This is a genomic window from Pseudoalteromonas fuliginea (assembly GCF_000690055.1).
GTDB classification, from domain to species: Bacteria; Pseudomonadota; Gammaproteobacteria; order Enterobacterales; family Alteromonadaceae; genus Pseudoalteromonas; species Pseudoalteromonas fuliginea.
Window position 1 is genome coordinate 1 of the sequence record NZ_JJNZ01000194.1, and the last position, 335, is coordinate 335.

The 335-nt window shown below is 47.2% G+C and carries 1 rRNA gene; it reads right to left on the reverse strand.

Going from position 1 to position 335, the window contains the following annotated elements:
* Positions 1-154 precede the first annotated feature (154 nt).
* Positions 155-335, reverse strand: a 16S ribosomal RNA gene (locus tag DC53_RS22765); the annotation flags it as partial.

Below are 335 nucleotides of genomic sequence, written 5' to 3' on the forward strand. Positions count from 1 at the left end.
ACCAGCTGAGCTACGAGACTTTGTATTTAATAGTTTTCTATTTTGCAATAGATCGCTATTTAGCTCTCTTCTTCTTCTTTTATTGTATTTAAATTAACAGCGAGAGTAAGTTGTCTTACTTCATCTTTATATTTCCTGACGATCGTGTCTCTAGAAAGGAGGTGTTCCAGCCGCACCTTCCGGTACGGCTACCTTGTTACGACTTCGTCCCAATCACCGATCCCACCTTCGGCAGCTCCCCCCTTACGGTTGGGCCACTGACTGCGGGTGTTACCGACTTCCGTAATCTGACGGGCGGTGTGTACAAGCCCCGGGATCGAATTCACCGTAGCGTT